This window comes from Streptomyces hoynatensis (assembly GCF_003626535.1).
Classification (GTDB): domain Bacteria; phylum Actinomycetota; class Actinomycetes; order Streptomycetales; family Streptomycetaceae; genus Streptomyces; species Streptomyces hoynatensis.
Genome location: NZ_RBAL01000003.1, coordinates 270,233 through 285,973 on the forward strand (window position 1 = coordinate 270,233; position 15,741 = coordinate 285,973).

Annotated in this window: 15 protein-coding genes; 6 read left to right on the top strand and 9 right to left on the bottom strand. The window is 77.2% G+C overall.

From position 1 onward, the window contains the following. Positions 1-101 precede the first annotated feature (101 nt). Both D7294_RS07065 and D7294_RS07070 read left to right on the top strand, forming a co-directional pair. On the top strand, positions 102-902 hold the full coding sequence (locus D7294_RS07065) for an SDR family oxidoreductase (RefSeq protein ID WP_120676679.1): 801 nt from the start codon (positions 102-104) through the stop codon (positions 900-902). A 141-nt stretch (positions 903-1,043) separates the two neighbouring features. After that, on the top strand, positions 1,044-1,817 hold the full coding sequence (locus D7294_RS07070) for a GntR family transcriptional regulator (RefSeq protein WP_120677114.1): 774 nt from the start codon (positions 1,044-1,046) through the stop codon (positions 1,815-1,817). Here D7294_RS07070 and D7294_RS07075 read toward each other — a convergent pair. The 4 genes from D7294_RS07075 to D7294_RS07090 all read right to left on the bottom strand — a co-directional run bounded on the left by D7294_RS07075 (position 1,804) and on the right by D7294_RS07090 (position 6,615). After that, a complete protein-coding gene (locus D7294_RS07075) occupies positions 1,804-2,964 on the bottom strand; it encodes an ROK family transcriptional regulator (protein WP_120676681.1) in 1,161 nt (386 codons plus the stop codon). The two genes, D7294_RS07070 and D7294_RS07075, sit on opposite strands and share 14 nt — an antisense overlap. A gap of 68 nt (positions 2,965-3,032) precedes the next feature. Then, complete coding sequence (gene purB / locus D7294_RS07080) at positions 3,033-4,463, bottom strand: adenylosuccinate lyase (protein WP_120676683.1); 1,431 nt, start codon at positions 4,461-4,463, stop codon at positions 3,033-3,035. Positions 4,464-4,482: 19 nt separating this feature from the next. Continuing rightward, entirely contained in the window at positions 4,483-5,259 is a 777-nt protein-coding gene (locus D7294_RS07085; RefSeq protein ID WP_174248295.1) for an SGNH/GDSL hydrolase family protein, read from the bottom strand. A gap of 93 nt (positions 5,260-5,352) precedes the next feature. Continuing rightward, the gene (locus D7294_RS07090; protein WP_120676687.1) at positions 5,353-6,615 is read right to left on the bottom strand and encodes an MFS transporter; all 1,263 of its coding nucleotides are present in this window, start codon (positions 6,613-6,615) and stop codon (positions 5,353-5,355) included. Between the two features lie 66 nt (positions 6,616-6,681). On the opposite strand from D7294_RS07090, the gene D7294_RS07095 reads away from it, so the two are divergent. Together D7294_RS07095 and tap are read left to right on the top strand one after the other, a co-directional pair. Beyond that, a complete protein-coding gene (locus D7294_RS07095) occupies positions 6,682-7,371 on the top strand; it encodes a TetR/AcrR family transcriptional regulator (protein ID WP_120676688.1) in 690 nt (229 codons plus the stop codon). A gap of 21 nt (positions 7,372-7,392) precedes the next feature. After that, a complete protein-coding gene (gene tap, locus D7294_RS07100; RefSeq protein WP_120676690.1) occupies positions 7,393-9,624 on the top strand; it encodes a telomere-associated protein Tap in 2,232 nt (743 codons plus the stop codon). 309 nt (positions 9,625-9,933) lie between these two features. Here the strand turns inward: tap and D7294_RS33645 are convergent, their stop codons facing one another. From D7294_RS33645 to D7294_RS07120, 4 genes are all read right to left on the bottom strand, one after another. Further along, complete coding sequence (locus tag D7294_RS33645) at positions 9,934-10,449, bottom strand: NAD-dependent epimerase/dehydratase family protein (RefSeq protein WP_277751070.1); 516 nt, start codon at positions 10,447-10,449, stop codon at positions 9,934-9,936. After that, positions 10,356-10,733, bottom strand: coding sequence for an NAD-dependent epimerase/dehydratase family protein (locus D7294_RS33650; RefSeq protein ID WP_277751071.1), 378 nt, complete (start codon positions 10,731-10,733; stop codon positions 10,356-10,358). Before D7294_RS33650 ends, D7294_RS33645 begins: the two co-directional genes overlap by 94 nt. A gap of 83 nt (positions 10,734-10,816) precedes the next feature. Further along, positions 10,817-11,608: a nucleotidyltransferase domain-containing protein gene (locus D7294_RS07115; RefSeq protein WP_120676692.1), complete on the bottom strand. Its 792-nt coding sequence runs from the start codon at positions 11,606-11,608 to the stop codon at positions 10,817-10,819. Positions 11,609-11,815: 207 nt separating this feature from the next. Then, the gene (locus tag D7294_RS07120) at positions 11,816-12,550 is read right to left on the bottom strand and encodes a transglycosylase SLT domain-containing protein (protein ID WP_120676694.1); all 735 of its coding nucleotides are present in this window, start codon (positions 12,548-12,550) and stop codon (positions 11,816-11,818) included. A gap of 584 nt (positions 12,551-13,134) precedes the next feature. On the opposite strand from D7294_RS07120, the gene D7294_RS07130 reads away from it, so the two are divergent. Continuing rightward, a complete protein-coding gene (locus tag D7294_RS07130) occupies positions 13,135-14,412 on the top strand; it encodes an MFS transporter (RefSeq protein WP_120676696.1) in 1,278 nt (425 codons plus the stop codon). A gap of 50 nt (positions 14,413-14,462) precedes the next feature. Further along, the gene (locus tag D7294_RS07135; protein ID WP_120677116.1) at positions 14,463-15,044 is read left to right on the top strand and encodes a TetR/AcrR family transcriptional regulator; all 582 of its coding nucleotides are present in this window, start codon (positions 14,463-14,465) and stop codon (positions 15,042-15,044) included. A gap of 176 nt (positions 15,045-15,220) precedes the next feature. Here the strand turns inward: D7294_RS07135 and D7294_RS33655 are convergent, their stop codons facing one another. Next, the gene (locus tag D7294_RS33655; RefSeq protein ID WP_277751072.1) at positions 15,221-15,349 is read right to left on the bottom strand and encodes an LPFR motif small protein; all 129 of its coding nucleotides are present in this window, start codon (positions 15,347-15,349) and stop codon (positions 15,221-15,223) included. Positions 15,350-15,741 lie beyond the last annotated feature (392 nt).

Sequence of the window (15,741 nt, forward strand, 5' to 3'; positions counted from 1 at the left end):
GGCACCTGGCGGCGGCCGGCGCGCGGGCGGCCACCGGCGTGACTGCCGTGAGAGAGCGGGCCGGCACGCACGAGGCCGGCGAGAGAAAGAGGGAGAGGCACATGCGGGTTCTGGTGACCGGCGCCTCCGGCAGGCTCGGCACGGCGCTGCTGCCGCGGCTTGCGGAGGGCGGCTGGACGGTGCGGGCCATGAGCCGCCGCGAGCGGCAGGAAGGGGCGGGCGCGGGCCGCGACCCGGGCGCGGGGGGCGTGGAGTGGGTGCGCGCCGACCTCGCCACCGGCGCGGGTGTCGAAGCCGCGCTGCGCGGCGCCGACGCGGTGGTGCACCTGGCCGCCGCGCCCTACCGGGGGCGTTACACCGCGCGCGTCGAGGTGGCGGGCACCGAGCGGCTGCTGGCCGCCGCCGCGGCGGCCGGGGTGGGCCACGTGCTGTACACCTCGATCGTCGGCTGCGACCGGGTGCCCTGGGGCTACTTCCGCACCAAGGCCGCGGCCGAGTCCGTGCTGGCGGGCGGCGGCGTGCCCTGGTCGGTGCTGCGGGCCACGCAGTTCCACTCCTTCCTCGACCGGGTCCTCACCCTCGGGGCGCGCGGCGGGCTCCTCGTGGCCGACCGCCGCATCCCCGCCCAGCCCGTCGACGTGGCGGAGGTGGCCGCGCGCCTCGCCGAGCGGGTCGCGGACGGGCCGAGCGGCGCCGTGGAGGACTTCGCCGGGCCCGAGGTGCTCGGCATGGAGGAGGCCGCCCGCCAGTGGCTGGAGGCGCGCGGCAAGCGCAGGCCGGTGCTGCGGGTGCGGGTTCCCGGCGGCCTGGGCCGGGCCTTCCGCGCCGGGCACCTGACGAACGAGGCCGCGCCCACCGGGCGGGTCACCTGGCGCTCCTACCTGGCCGCGACCGGGCGCTGAACCGCGGGCGGGGCGGGCCGGCCGGCCTTGACCAGGCCCCGGCCTGCCCCTAGGGTCCCCTTCCAGATACGCAATACGCAACAACCTTTCATAAGGGCGCCGCGGCCCCGGCCGCCGCCGGAAGCGCTCGTGGAGGCCAGGGTGGGGACCCCTCAGCTCGCACAGCAGCCGGAGCCGAAGTACTGGCACCTGAAGACGGTGCTGAGCGCCGCGCTCGACTCGGAGTTCTCCGTGGGCCAGGCGCTGCCCAACGAGCGTGCGCTCGCGGCCAGGTTCGGCGTGGCCAGGGCCACCCTGCGCCAGGCGCTCGACCAGCTCGAACTCGAGGGCCGCCTGCAACGCCGCCGCGGCATCGGCACCACCGTGGCGCCGCCGCGGGTCGGCGTCGACGTCGGCCCAGGCGCGCTCGACGGCCCCGGCGGGCCGGGGGACGCCTGGACCACGACCGGATGGGCCCGCGAGCCCGCGCCGCCCGCGGTGGCCGAGGCCCTCGGCCTGCCCAGGCGGGAGCCGGTCGAGGCCGTCCACCGGCTGCTGACCTCGCACGGCCTCCCGGTGGCCACCGAGCGCCTGTTCGTGCCGGCCGCCCTGCTGCCGGAGCGGCCCGGGGCCGCGGCGCCCAGGCCCGCCGCCTCCGGCGAGCAGCGGGGACTCGACCTCCTCGGCCGGCTGCGCGCGCAGGGCCCCGACGGGCAGGACAGGTCGGTGGAGCTCGGCTCGGCCGGGGCCGCCGAGGCCCGCCGCCTCGACCAGCTGCCTGGCGCCCCGGTGCTGCTCGTCACCACCCGCTACGCCAGGGCGGGGCGCGTCCTGGCCGTGTCCCTGGCCACCTACCGCGCCGACACCTGCCGCCTGACCTTCGGCGGCGGCGACGCGCCGCGGGCCGGGGAGGCGGCCGCGGTCAGCGTGGAGTGACCCGGCCCTCCACGGCGAACAGCTCCTCCTCGACCCGGTCGAGGGCCAGCCGCAGCGCGCCCGTCGCCACCGCCGCCTCGCCCAGCGTGGAGGCCACCACCCGCGGGGTCCGCAGGCAGTAGCGCGCGAGCTCGCCGCGCAGCGGCTCCACCACCCCGTCGAGCCCGGCCGCCCAGCCGCCGATCACCACCAGTTCCGGGTCGAGGGCAAGCACCAGCGCGGTGACGTCGTGCACGAGGCGCTGCACGAAGCGCCGCACCGCGTCCGCGGCCGGCGGCTCGCCCGCCCGCGCCCGCGCGAACACCGCGGCCACCGCCTGCTCGTCCAGCGGCTCAAGCGGCTCGCCCGAGATGGCCAGCAGCCGCTCAGGCGCGGCCTGACGGCCCAGCAGGTGCAGCGCCCCGATCTCCCCGGCCGCCCCGCCGAAGCCGCGGTGCAGCCGCCCGCCGATGAGGGAGCCGGCGCCCGGGCTCAGGCCCGCGAGCACCATCACCACGTCCTGGCTGCCGGCCGCCGCCCCCGACCAGCGCTCGCCGAGCACGGCCGCGTTGGCGTCGTTCTCCACCAGCACCTCGCAGCCGAAACGCGCCCGCAGCCTGGCCGCGAGCGGCAGCCCCGTCCACCCGGGGAGCGCGGTGCACAGCCGCACCGTGCCGTCCTGCCCCACGATGCCCGGACTGCCCACGCCCACGGCCCGCAGCGCCCCCGGCTCGGCCCCCGACTCCCGCAGCAAGCCGGCCGCGACCTCCGCCAGTTGGTCCAGCCGCTCGTCCGCGTCGGCGCCCGTCGGCACCTCGCGCGCCGCCCCGCCGAGCCGCGCGCCTCCCAGGTCCGCGAGGATCGCGGAGACCCGGCGCGCCCCCACCTCGGCCCCGAGCACCAGGCCCGCCTCGGCCCGGAACCTGAACCGGCGCGCGGGCCGCCCCGGGCGCCGCTCACCGGCCGGGCCGGCCGAGCCGGTCTCCGCCACCAGGCCGGCGCGCGCCAGCCCCTCCAGGACCCCCTCCACGGTGGGCCTGGACAGGCCCACCTCCCGCGCCAGGTCGCTCAGCGAAAGCGAGGGGCCGGCGTCCCGCAGTGCCCGCAGCACCGCCGCCGAGTTGATCCTGCGCAGCAGCGAGGGCTCCCCGCCCGCGAGACCGCCCACGCCGCCACCGTCCTCTCCCCGGCCCTGCCCGCCGCGCCGGCCCCCTGCCGGGCCGGGCCCGTTCACCGCTAGAGGATCGCTGCCGGGGAGTACCCGGCCGCCTCCGGGTGCCGCTTGACGACCTCCTCCACCCGGGCCACCACCGCCGCCACCTGCCCGGCCGCGGCCCCGGTGAACGACAGCCGGTCCGTCATCAGGGCGTCGAGCGCCGGCCGGTCCAGCGGGATGCGCTCGTCGGCCGCCAGCAGGTCGAGCAGCTCGTTGCGCTCCGCGCCGCCGCGCAGCGCGAGCGCCGCCGCCACCGCGTGCTCCTTGATCGCCTCGTGCGCCGTCTCCCGGCCCACCCCGGCCCGCACCGCGGCCATCAGCACCTTCGTCGTGGCCAGGAACGGCAGGTAACGCTCCAGCTCCCTGGCGACCACCGGCTCGAAGGCGCCGAACTCGTCCAGCACCGTCAGCAGGGTCTCCATCAGCCCGTCGAAGGCGAAGAAGGCGTCGGGCAGCGCGACCCGCCGCACCACGGAGCAGGACACGTCGCCCTCGTTCCACTGGTCGCCGGCCAGCTCGCCCGTCATCGAGGCGTAGCCGCGCAGGATCACCGCGAGGCCGTTGATCCGCTCGCAGGACCTCGTGTTCATCTTGTGCGGCATCGCGGAGGAGCCGACCTGGCCCTCCTGGAAGCCCTCGGTCACCAGCTCCTGCCCGGCCATCAGCCGGATCGTCTTCGCCAGGGAGGACGGCGCCGCGGCCAGCTGCACCAGCGCCGAGACCACCTCGAAGTCCAGGGAGCGCGGATAGACCTGCCCGACCGAGGTGAGCACCTGGCCGAAGCCCAGGTGCCCGGCGACGCGGCCCTCCAGCTCGGCCAGCCTGCGCTCGTCGCCGCCGAGCAGGTCGAGCATGTCCTGGGAGGTGCCCACCGGGCCCTTGACGCCCCGCAGCGGATAGCGGGCGAGCAGCTCCTCAAGCCGCCAGAAGGCGACGAGCAGTTCGTCGGCGGCCGTGGCGAAACGCTTCCCCAGGGTGGTGGCCTGGGCGGGGACGTTGTGCGAACGCCCCGCCATCACCAGCCCGGCGTACTCCCCGGCCAGCCGCGCCAGCCGGGCCAGCACGGCCACCGTGCGGTCGCGGACCAGCTCCAGGGAGAGCCTGATCTGCAACTGCTCCACGTTCTCCGTCAGGTCCCGCGAGGTCATGCCCTTGTGGACCTGCTCGTGCCCGGCGAGCGCGTTGAACTCCTCGATCCGCGCCTTCACATCGTGCCGGGTGACCCGCTCGCGCGCCGCGATGGACTCCAGGTCCACCTCCTCCAGGACCCGCTCGTAGTCGGCCACGGCGCCCTCGGGCACCGCGACCCCGAGCTCGGCCAGGGCGCGCAGCACCGCCAGCCACAGGCGGCGCTCCAGCACCACCTTGTGCGCAGGGGACCACAGCCGCGCCAGCTCCACCGAGGAGTAACGGGCGGCCAGAACGTTCGGAATGCGCGGCTTGTCAGTCACGCCACGGGATTCTACGGGCTCACTCGTCCCACACCGGCGGGGCGAGCTCGGGCCGCTTCGGCGCCCGGCCGTCGCCGGTGGAACGGCCGGTCAGCCGCCGCCCGATCCAGGGCAGCAGGTGCTCCCTGGCGAACCTGAGGTCGGCGGTGCGCCTGGCGTACCAGCCGGCGGGCACCGCCTGGGGCAGCGGCTCGTCCCAGTCGAACCTGGCCGGCAGGCCGAGCCCCTGCCAGACCGCCTCGGCGACCCTGCGGTGGCCCTCCGCCGTCAGATGCAGCCGGTCCTCCGCCCACAGCCGCGGGTCGCCCAGCGCCCGGGAGGAGAAGAGGTCGACCACCAGCGCGCCGTGCCTGGCCCCGAGTTCGTCGATGAAGGCGAAGAGGCGCTCCATCCTGCCGCGGTAGCGCTCCAGCACGGGACCGCGCCGCCCCGGGCTGCGCATGAGCACCAACTGCTTGCAGTTCGGGGCGAGTTCGGCCACGGAGCGTTCGAGGAGGCCGCAGATGAGGCCGAGGTCGCAGCGGGGGCGCAGCACGTCGTTGAGCCCGCCGACCAGCGTCACCAGGTCCGCGCCCATCGCGGCGGCGGCCGGGACCTGGTCCTCGGCGATCTGCCGGATCAGCTTGCCCCGCACCGCGAGGTTGGCGTACGTGAACCCCTCCGTGCGCCCGGCGAGGCGCTGGGCCAGGAGGTCGGCCCAGCCGCGGTAGGTGCCGTCCGGCCTGGCGTCGGACATGCCCTCGGTGAAGGAGTCGCCCAAGGCGACGAAGCTGGCGAAACCAGGTGCGTTGTCCATCTCGGCGTCCATGTCGGCCTCATGCTAGCGACCCGCGCCGCGCCCCCGGGCCGGCCCTCCCGGCGCCGCGTCGGGGGCGCGGCCCGCCCGCGGTCACCTGCGGCGCCCGAGCGCGGCGACCCCGGCCGCCGCGGCCGCGAGCAGCCCGGCCAGCGCGGCGGCGAGCGGGGCGATCCCGGCGCCGGTGAGGGCGGAGGCGGCCTGCGGCCCGAGGCTGCCGCCGAGGAAGAGCACGAAGGTGTAGACGGAGACCGCGGTCACCCGGTCCTCGCCCGCCCTGCCGCCAATGGTCTCGACCATTCCCGAGGCGGCGAGTCCGCTCCCGGCCACGAAGGCGTTCAGCAGCAGCGCGAGCCCCACCGTTCCCGGTTCGAGTGCGGCGATGAGCAGGGCCGCGACGGCGGCCAGCGCGAGGGCGCCGCCGGTGCGGGCGAGGCCGGAGAAGCGGCGCAGCACGGGGGCCAGCAGGGGCAGGGCGAGGATCGCGGGCAGCGCCGCCGCCCGCAGGGCGAGGAGGGCGCCGGCGTCCCCGGCGGCGCCGCTGAGCTGGAGCCCGGTGTAGAGGGCCACGAAGGAGCCCAGGATCACCGGGGTGACGGCGTAGAGCGGCAGCAGCCTGCGGGAGACGAGCAGGCGCGGCATCGAGCGGTAGGCCCGCGACAGGGCGGCCGTGGCGGCGGGCGGCGGGTCGGCGAGCATCACGCGGGCCAGCAGGGCGGAGGCCAGCGCGAAGGCGGCGGCGAAGACCAGGAAGACGGCCCGCCAGCCGTAGTGGCCGGCCACCGTTTGGGCGCTCAGCTGGCCGGCGACGGCCGAGGCGAGGAAGGCGCTGATCACCCCGGAGAGCACCAGCGCGCGCCGCCGCGGCTCGATCCGTTCCGCGATGTAGGAGAAGGCGGCGGGGGCGAAGGCCGCGGTCGTCAGCCCCTGGAGGACCCGCAGCGCGATCCCGGCGGGCAGCCCCGGGGCGGTGGCCACCAGCGCGGTGGTGAGGGCGGTCGCCGCCGTTCCGGACACGATGACCCGGCGCCGCCCGAAGCGGTCGGAGAGCGGGCCGAAGAGCAGGAAGCCGGTGGCGTACCCGAAGCCGAAGGCGCTGGCGAACCAGGTCATCGCGGACTGCGGGGCGTGCCAGGCGCGCCCCATGCCCGCCAGCAGCGGGATGGCCCCGTACAGCTGCCCCGTGGCCAGGAGCGCGGTGAGGGCGAACACCGCGAGGGTGGCGCCGGTGGGCGCGTACCCCTGGGCAGGGCGGGAGGGGGCGGGCGAGAGCGGGGCGGCGGGGCCCGTCGAGGGTGCCGACGGCGCCGAGGGCGCGGCGGGCGAGGTCGCCAACTGAATGGTTGTTTGGCTCATGGCGAGGAGTAAAGCAACCAACCGGTTGGGTGTCAACCAACCGGTTGGACGGGATACACTCGCTCCATGCCGCGCGACACCTCCTCGACCAGAGCCGCCCTCCTCGCCGCCGCCCGGGGCGAATTCGCCGCCCACGGGATCGCCGGGGCCAGAGTCGACCGGATCGCGGAGGCCGCGGGGGTCAACAAGGAGCGGATCTACGGGCACTTCGGCAGCAAGGAGAAGCTCTTCGACGCCGTGATGGAGGAGGTGCTCGCCGAGGTGCTCCGCCTGGTGTCCCCGCCGGCCCCGGCCCCGCGGTCCGGGGAGGGGGAGCAGGAGCCGGGGAAGGACGCGGGGGAGGGAACGGCCCCGGGCCCGGGGCGGATCGCGGGCGTCGGCGACATCGGCGACTACGTGGCCCGCATCTACGACCACCACCGCGGCAACCCGGAGCTGATGCGGCTGATCCTGTGGGAGGCCCTCCACTACGGGGGCGCCCGCGAGGCGAGCGCGCGCCGCCACGGGCACTACCGCGCCAAGCTGGAGGCGCTGGCCGCCGCCCTGGGGCGCGAGGCGGACGCCGAGGTGGGCCGCGTCCTGCTGACGGTCTGCGGCCTGGGGGTATGGCCGAGCGCCGTCCCGCAGCTCGCCGACCTGGTTCTCGGGCCGGAGGCGGCGGCCGACTCGGACGCCATGCGCGCGCACGTCGTGGCCGTCGCCCGCGCCGCGTTCGGTCCGGGACAGGGCCACGGCCGGGAGAGCGGCGGCACGTAGAGTGCGGGCGGGAGGTTGCCGATGTCAGAGGCGGGACCCGAGGCCACGCTGTTCGACGCCGTCGACGCGCTCGTCGAGCGGCGCGGCGCGCTGCCCGCGCCGCCGGAGCGCGCGCGCCTCAGGAGGGCCCACGGCCTGAGCCTGGAGGAGGTCGCCGCGGCGCTGCGGGTCCGGGCCGCGACGGTGCGAAACTGGGAGTCGGGCCGCAGCGAGCCGCGCCCGCCCCAGCGCGAGGCGTACGCGCGCCTGCTCAGCCGCCTTGCTCCGCTCCACCCCAGGGACGAGTCCGCCACGGCCCCCGCCGTACCGGCCGCCGCCGACGGCCCCGCCGCCCCACCGCCCGCCGCGCCCGCGGGACCTGCCGCCACCCCGCCCGCCTCCGCGCCCGCACCCGCTTCCGCCGCCCCGCCCGTCCCCGCCACCGCGCCGCCCGCCCCCGCGCCGCCCGCCGGCGCGGCCGTCCCACCGGCGCGTTCGGCCGCCGCCCCCGCCGAGGAGGCGGCCCGCCCCGAGGAGGCGGCCGTGGGGCCGGCGAAGGCCGCGGCCGGCGGTGCCGAGGAGGCGGCGGCCGTCGCGGGCCGGCCGGCCCCGGCCGAGCGGGCGCGGGCGGCCGCGGCGGGGGAGCGGGGCGCCTTCCCCGCGGGCCCCCTCGCCGTGCTCGACGGCGAGGGCGCCGCGCACCTGGCCGACGGCGGCCGGCTCGCCTGCCCCGCGGCGACCGTCGCGCAGCTCGCCGAGTGGGCCCTCGCCGCCGGTCTCGGCCAGGAGCGGCTGCACCGCGCGGGGCGCGACGCCGACCCGCTCGTGGTGCTGACCGGGCCCGCCGCACAACGCCTCGGGCTTCCGGCCGAGTTGGCCGATCGCCGCGGGCTGCGGCTGCCCGCGGACCACCCCGTGGTGCGCGACCTGACCGCCGCGGGCTGGCGGCTGACCCGGCGTGGCTTCGGCCCCTGGGCCCGGGTCTACCGGCCGGTGGAGGCCCACGGCACCCGGCGCTGCGTGCAGCTCGCCGTGCTGCCCTGGGACGCCCTGGACGCGCGGGCCTGGGCGGGCGCCGCGGAGCTGCCCCCCGCCGAACTCGCCCGCGTGCTCGGCATCTACGCCCGCCGCGTGCTCACCCCCCGCGGCTCCACCGCGGTCAACGGCCTGGAGCTGATGACGGCGCTCCGCCCGCCGACCCGCGCGGTGCGCACCGAGGAGGGCGGGTGGGTGCCGGGCCCGGTCCCCGGCTCGCTGGCCTCGCCGGTGGACCCGGCGCCGCCCGAGGCGCCCGCGGAGCACCCCGTCGCGCGGGGCCGCGCCGCGGGGGAGGTGCTCGACGAGGAGGCGTACGACTGGGTCCGCGACCCGGAGTCGCTGACCGACGCCGAGTGCGAGCGCAGCCACGTCGTCGGCCTCGACGTCAACATGGCCTTCGCCGCCGCCGCCAACCGGCTCACCGTCGGCCTCGGCGAGCCGGTGCACACCGACGGGCCGCGCTTCGACCGGAGGCTGCCCGCCTGCTGGCTCGTGGACCTCTCGCACGTGGCGACGGACCCGCGCCTGCCCTCGCCCTTCACCCCCACCGGCGAGCGCCCCACGGGCCCGGCCTGGTACGCCACCCCGACCGTCGCCTACGCCGTCGAACTCGGCTACGAGGTGCGGCCCCTGGAGGCGTGGCTGCGCCCGGAGAGCGGCCCCTACCTCGACCCCTGGTACGGGCGGCTGCGCGACGCCTACCTCGCCACCATGGCCGACCTCGGCGTCACCCGGGACCTCGACGAGGCCGGGTTCCTGGCGGCGATGGCCCGCCACCGGAGCGCCGACCCCGGCCTGGCGGCCGTGCTCACCGCGATCAAGGCCACCGTGAAGGGCGGCATCGGCAAGCTGCGCGAGCGCCCGCAGGGCCGCGGCTACCGGCCGGGCGAACGCTGGCCCGCCCTGGACCGCCCCACCTGGCGGCCGGACATCCGCGCCGCCGTCGTCTCGGCCGCCCGGATCAACATGCACCGCAAGATGACCAGGATGGCCGCCGCCGGCCGGTACCCCCTCGCGGTCCTCTCCGACTGCGTCGTCTACCCCAGCCCGGGCCCCTCCCCGCTGGACGTGCTGCCGCGCGATCCGGCCACGGGCGGGCCGCTGCCCGGCGCGTTCCGCCTGGGCGTGTCCCCCGGGATGGTGAAGGCCGAGGGCAGCAGGCCGTTCCTGTGGGCGGCGGAGCTGCTCGACGCCGGGCACAACCCGGCCCGGCACCTCAAGGACGGCGAGCCCTGAGGCCCCCCAGGCCCGCCGCCGGCGCCCGCCGCGGCCTCCGGTCCCCTGCAGCCTGATCCAGTGCGGGACCCTGGGCGTTCACGCCCGGGAGGAAGCGCTTCCCTAGATCGGGGTGACCCGCACGGAGCTGCGGGGTCGTTGCCCACGCCGGCCGGAACGCTTCCCGCAACATCGCCCACCGCGGCGAGCGCGTGGGGAACGCGGGGCGTGGGTCACGCGTCCCTGCCACCCCATAGGAGCGTCTGGACGGAGGAGTCAACCCGGCAGCCGGCTGGGCACTACCTCCAAGCCCGGCCCTTCAGGGCCGGGTCACGTCGACAGGTGGCGGAGCGTGTAGGCCGCATCGGCATAGGCGCCTCCCTGCAGGCCGTTGCCCGCCGTCCCCTCCGCCGGTATGCCTGCCGCGAAGTCCTCCGCGTCGTCCACGGGCGTGTACCCCAGCGCCGTCCCCGCCTCGATGTCCCAGTAGCGGCGGGTGTTGGCGGAGACGGCGTACAGAGCGGCGAAGCGGACGCCGGGAGCGGTGAGAGCCGCACGGACGAAACCGAGGCAGTCGCGAGGACTGAGCCAGGTCGCCAGATGACGGACCTCGGTGGGCGCCTCCTCGAAGCTGCCGATGCGCAGGCACACCACGGACAGGCCGAACTTGTCCGCATACAGCCGCCCCAGTGCCTCGACGGCGACCTTGCTCACCCCGTAAAGACCGTCCGGGCGCGGCGGCATCCCGGGCGTCACGGTCTGCGCGACCGGATAGCAGCCGGTGAGGCGATTGCTGCTCGCGAGAACCACCCGCCCCACCCCCTGCCGGCGCGCCCCCTCCAGCACGTGGTGCGTCGCCTGGACATTGCCCTCCAGCAGGTCGGCAAGCGGCGCCTCGTCCGGGACCCGCCCAGATGCACCACCGCATCCGCCCCCTGAAGGGCCGCGGTCACCGCCGCGCCGTCCCGCAGGTCGAGCTGCCGCACCTCCTCGGCCGGTGCCTGCGCGGCGAGGGCGACGCGATCGACCAGCACCAGGCGCTCCGCCCGGCCGCGCAGGCCGGCCCGCACCGCCGACCCGACGCGCCCGGCGGCGCCGGTGATCACCACAGTCCCCAGACTCGTTTCCATGGCGGCCACTGTGCCTCACCCCACTGACAGCGAGACGTGCGGCGGCGCCGTCCGGTGGGCCACGCCCCGGCCGGGGGACGGGCTCAGGCCGCGGCCTCGACGGCCGCGGCGAGCAGGGCCGTGGCCTCGTCGACGGCGGCCGTCAGCGCCCCGGGCCCGGGGCCGAGCCCGGCGAGCAGCCGGTCCACCTCGCGCAGCCCGGCCCGGTCGAGCAGCTTCTTCTCGTTGGTGACCCACTCGCCACGGGCGGCCAGGACCGCGTGCGCCGCCTGGCAGGCGGCCGTGGCGATCGCCCCGGCGCAGTCGGCGAGGTGCCCGCGGGCGGCGTGCGCGGAGCGCGCGTAGGCGAGGGTGGCGCCGGCGTCGCCCCACCAGCGCCTGCGGGCGCTGTGCCGCAGGGGTTCGGGGAAGCGGGGGCGTGGCAGCTCGCCGCGCAGCACCCGGTTGACGGCCAGTTCGGCCGCGAGGAGGTAGCTGGGGATGCCGGCCAGGTGGAACAGCAGCCGCTCGACGTGGAAACGCCCCTCGGCGGCCTCGGCGAGCTGGTGCTCCACCTCGTCCAGGTCGCGGTAGTGCACGTCCACGGGACGCTCCTGCACGCGCAGCCATGCGCCCCCGTTGAACAGCCCGCCTCCCCAGCCGCCGATCTCCGAGACCTCGCCCGGCCAGCCGAGGGCACGCAGGCCGGCGGGGGAGAAGGCGCCGCGGTAGTAGACGGCGAAGTCCCAGTCGCTGTCCTGGCGGTGTGTGCCGGTGGCCCGCGAGCCGCCGAGGGTGACGGCCCGCACCCCGGGCAGGGAGGCCAGCCGGGAGGCGACGTGGTCGGCGAACGCGGCGTCCGCGGTCGCCGGCTGGGGTGTGGGTGGCGTCGGCACGGTGCGAGCCTAGGCCGCCGCCCCGCGCGCCGGCGGCCCGGGGCGGCCCGGGGCGGTCCGGCGGGCGCCGGGGGGCGGGGTCACCGGTGGCGGCCCCGCCCCCGCCGCTCCGTCCCCGAGGCGCCCGAGGCGCCCGAGGCGCCGCCGGGCCCCCGCCGGACAGGGGTGTGCCCCCGCCGCGGCGGGGGCACGGGTGGCCGGGTGGCCTCAGTACGCGCTGTTGACGTTGTCCATCGAGCCGTACCGGTCGGCGGCGTAGTTGCAGGCCGCGACGATGTTGGCCACCGGGTCGTAGAGGTCCCACGAGGTCCCCTCGACGTGGTAGCGGTTGAAGGTCGGCTGGATGACCTGGAGCAGGCCCTTGGAGGGCACGCCGTTCTTGGCGTTGATGTCCCACAGGTTGATGGCCCGCGGGTTACCGCTGGACTCCCGCATGATGTTGCGGTGGATGCCCTCGTAGGAGCCGGGGATGTCGTGCTGCTTCATGATCGCGAGCGCCTCCCTGATCCAGCCGTCGAGGTTGTCCGGGTACTCCGGCTTCGGGTCGCTCGCCTCGGGCGCCGTCGTCTGGGCCGGCTTCGGGGCCTCGGACTCCTGCTGGGCGGGCTGCTCGGCCGGCCGGCTGGACTGGGCCCTGGTGGTGGAGGGCTCGCTGTCCGTGGTCTGTGCCGGGGCATCGCGCAGGGAGGTCTGGCTGCCGCCTATGCCGTCGCGCACCGTCTGGGTCTGGCCGGTGCCCGCCTCGGTGCTGAAGGCGACGGAGGAGGCGGTATGGCTGGCCACCGGGGCGGGCGCCGTCGTCGCCTGGGGCGACGTGGCGGCGGAGGCCTGACCCGGGACGAGCGAGACTGCCACAGCCGCGGCCCCAGCCGTAAGGACACCGGCGATGGAGAGCTTGCGGGCCTTGCTCTGGCGGGTGCCAGGAGCATTGGTCGCGGTCAATGGATTCGCACCTCGTTCGGAGTAGGAGAAAGTGCCGCGAATGCGACGTCGGCCATTGTTAGCGGCTGCCGCGCGGCCCGACAAAGGTCTAAACCACGATCGGGTGCCGTAGCCGCGGAGCCGCCGCGGGCGGCCAGTCCTGGCCCCGGCGCGGGCCTGCGCCGCCCGGGCTCCGCTATCGGGCTTCGTACGTGATCTGTGCCATATGCCTCGCCTCACAGCGCGGGCCCGCCGATCTCGCCCAGCGCGAGGAGGGGGTGACGCGGCGCGGTCGGACCGGCCTGGGATCCCGTGCGCGGGCGGGGCGCGGGCCCGTGCGGGGCGGGTGCGGGCGTGGGTGCGGGGAGCGGTGGTGCGGCCGGGTGCGGGGCCGGGCGGGGTCGTGCGGCCTTGTGGCGTGAGCGGAATTCGTTTGACTAGACAGACCTGTCTGTTTAGTGTCTGTGGCCGGTGCGCCTGCCGAGGTCGTCCGTCGCGCCCCAGCCCACCGCCCACGCCCTCCCGGCAGCGGCGCCCCGGGGCCCGCGCCGCCCAGGCCGCGCGGCCCCCGGGGAGGCCGCAGGACCGCCCAGGAAGGAATCCGCATGACCGCGCCCGCCGCCGTGACCCAAGCCCCCGACGAGCCCGCGAGGGGGCGCGCCGCCCCGCGCGGCGGACCCCGGCGGCTGCCGCCCGGGGCGGCCCTGCTGCTCCTGGCCTCGATCACGGTCTCGCTGCTCGCCGGCTCCAGCGCGCCGACCCCCCTGTACGCGACCTACCAGGCCGCGTGGGGATTCACCCCCATCACCACCACCCTCGTGTTCGGCGTGTACGCCCTGGCCGTGCTGGCCGGGCTCCTCGTCCTGGGCAAGCTCTCCGACCACACCGGCCGCCGCCCGGTCCTGCTCGTCGCCCTCCTGGTGCAGGCCGCCGCCATGGTCGTCTTCGCCACCGCGGGCGGGGTGCCCGCGCTCCTCGTCGCCCGCGTCGTGCAGGGCGTGGCCACGGGCGCGGCGCTCGGCGCCATAGGGGCCGGGATGATCGACATCGACCGGCCCCGCGGGACGCTGGCCAACGCCGTGGCCCCCGGCATCGGCACCGCCACCGGCGCCCTGGCCTCCGGCCTGGTCGTCCAGTACCTGCCCGCCCCCACCCACCTCATCTACCTGGCCCTCCTCGGCGTCTTCCTGCTGCAGGCCGTGGGCGTGTGGGCGATGGCGGAGACCGCGGGCCGCAAGCCGGGAGCGCTGGCCACCCTCGTCCCGGAGATCCGCCTGCCGCGCGCGGTGCGCCGCCCCGTCCTCGTCGCCACCCCCGTGCTGTTCTCGGCGTGGGCGCTGGCCGGCTTCTACGGGGCGCTGGGCCCGGCCCTGGTCCGCGACCTGGTCGACTCGCCCTCCGTCGTCCTCGGCGGCCTCAGCCTCTTCGTCCTCGCCGCCTCGGCCGCGGTGACGGTGATCCTCCTGCGCCGCGCCTCGGCCAGGGCCGTCATGTTCACCGGCATCGGGACGCTGATCGGCGGGGTGGCCCTCACGGTGGCCGCGGTCCACGCCGGGGCCCCCGTCCTGTTCTTCGTGGGCACCGCGATCGCCGGGACCGGCTTCGGCGCCGGCTTCCAGGGCGGCATCCGCCTGGTGATTCCCCTGACCGCCCAGCACGAGAGCGCGGGGGTGCTCTCCCTGCTGTACGTGGTGTCCTACCTCGGCATGGGCGTTCCTGCCGTGGCCGCCGGATATCTGGTGGTGCACGCGGGCGGGCTGCTGGAGACCGCGGAGGAGTACGGCACGGCCGTGGTGGTGCTCGCGGGACTGGCGCTTTTCGGGCTCCTGCGCCACCCTGCGGGACGTGGGTGCGCGACCGCCGCGGCGGGCGGGCGCCCCTGAGCGAAGGCCCGGGCCGCGCCGGCCCGGGACCGGTGGAGAGGACGGATGTGGTGACGGCGACGAAGGACGCGGCCCGGCCCTCGGCCCGCGAGCGCCTGCTGGCGGCCGCCGACGAGCTGTTCTACGCGGAGGGCGTGCAGACGGTCGGCATCGACCGGATCATCGAGCGGGCGGGGGTGGCCAAGGCATCCCTGTACAACACCTTCGGCGGCAAGGAGCAGCTGATCCGCGCCTACCTGGAGCAGCGGCACGCCCGCATCACCGCGCGGCTCACCCGGCGGCTGGCGGAGGTGGACTCCCCGCGCGAGCGGCTGCTGACGATCTTCGACGTGCAGGGCGAGCAGTGCGCCAGGCCCGGCTACCACGGCTGCGCCTTCGCCAACGCCACCGCCGAGGTGCCCTCGGGCAGCCTCGCCGAGGTCGCCGCCGACGAGTTCAGGTCCTGGCTGCGCGGCCTCTTCACCCGCCTCGCCGGGCAGCTGGGCGTTCCCGAGCCGGAGCGGCTGGCCCGCCAGCTGCACCTCCTCTACGACGGCGCCTCGCAGTCCTCCCGCATGGACCGCGACCCCACCTCCTTCGCCGCGGCCCGCGAGGCGGCCACCACCCTGCTCGACGCGGCGCTCGCCCGCTGAGCCGGCGGGCGCCGCGGAGCCGGGCGGCGGCGCGGTGGGCCCCGGCGGGGGCGCCGGTTCCGGGGAGAGATCGCCCGCCGCCCTCCGCCGGGAACCCGCGGAACGGGCCCGGCCCCGCGCGGCGGAGCGCCGTCGCGCCGGTGCGGCCCGCCCCGCGTCCTGGGGCTCCCGCGGCTTCAGTGGTGACCGTGCGCGGTGTCCGACGCGCCGCCGAAGATCCGCGCCACGATCCGGAACGGCAGCGTCACCACCGTGGCGACGGCGCCGCCGACGGCGCGGAACACGTCCGCGATGGCTCTCAGCATGGAGGGCTCCCTTCTTCTCGGCTTTCCTCGGCTTTCCTCGGCTTTCCTCGGGGCGCGGCCCGGCACGCCGGCGCGGTCTTCCGGCCCGCTGCCGGGCCGGACGCTTCGGCCGGGCCCTCGCGGGCCGGTGGGGACCCGCGCCCCGGCCCGGTTGCGCACCACCGGGTGCCCCTTCCCCCTCCCGGGGAAACCCCCTCGACCGGGTGACGGCCCGTCAGTTCAGCGGCGGGGCGGCCGTTCCCCCACCCCGCCCGCCGCCCGAGGCGCCAACCGGAGCCGCGCGCCGGGGAGTCGGCGGCCTTCCGCGGCCAACGCCCGGCCCCGGCCCGCCCCGTCCCTCGCCCACCGGCCCGGGCACGTCGGCGGGGGCGCGCCGGGGGGCGCGCCGGGGG